The organism is Brevundimonas sp. P7753, from assembly GCF_013386595.1.
GTDB lineage: Bacteria > Pseudomonadota > Alphaproteobacteria > Caulobacterales > Caulobacteraceae > Brevundimonas > Brevundimonas bullata.
This window is the reverse complement of sequence record NZ_JACARP010000164.1, coordinates 1-802: the sequence shown is the minus strand read 5'-3', so window position 1 is coordinate 802 and position 802 is coordinate 1. Positions and strand designations below refer to the sequence as shown.

Below are 802 nucleotides of genomic sequence, written 5' to 3'. Positions count from 1 at the left end.
CCCCGCCGGATCGTGGGCGCGTCGTGCGGCCGTTTCGGCCCTCGCGCTCACACTCGCGGCGGCCTGGCCGCCCGTCGAGGCGCTCGCCCAGGCGACGCCCGCGACCGCCCCTGCCCGCCCCCTTCCTCTGGAAGAGGCCCTACGCCGCGCCGTCGGGGCCGATCCCGCCCTGGCCGGAACCGCCGCTCGCACAGAGGCGGCGCAAGCCGGCGTGCGGCAGGCTGACGCTCGCCCGAACCCTGTCGTCGGCCTGATGGTCGAGAACCTCCCCACGTTCGGCGGAGGAGACATTCTCGGCCGAACCGAGACGACCCTCTCCTATGAGCAGCGCCTGGAGAGAGGCGGAGACCGTTCCGCCCGGGTGACGCTGGCGCGCGGAGAAACCGGTCTCGTCGCCGCCCAGGCCCGCGTGGCCCAATTGGACCGGCTTGAACGGGTCCAGCGCAACTGGTCCGAAGTCCTGACGGCCGAAGCCCAGCTGGAGATCGCCCGCGAACGGCTCGTCCTGGCCGAGCGCTTCCAGACGGAAGTGCAACGCCGGGTGAAAGCTGCGCGTGACCCGCTGTTCGCCGGAGCCCGCGCCGAAGCCGAACTGGCCCAGGCCCAGATCGACTTCGACCAGGCCGAGATCACGGTGCGCATGGCCCGCATCACCCTGGCCAAGTTCTGGGACGGCGGCGCAGATTTCGTCATCGGCGCCGCCGTCCCAGAACTTGGCCAGGGTGATGTGGGCCATGCGCAACGTGATCTCGGCCTGGTCGAAGTCGATCTAGGCATGGGCCAGTTCGGCTTCGGCGCGGGC

Annotated in this window: 1 protein-coding gene; it reads left to right on the top strand. The window is 71.4% G+C overall.

The genetic code is table 11. The features are described from left to right. On the top strand, positions 1–802 hold an 802-nt coding region (locus HX774_RS18720), incomplete at both ends, for a TolC family protein (RefSeq protein WP_255500555.1).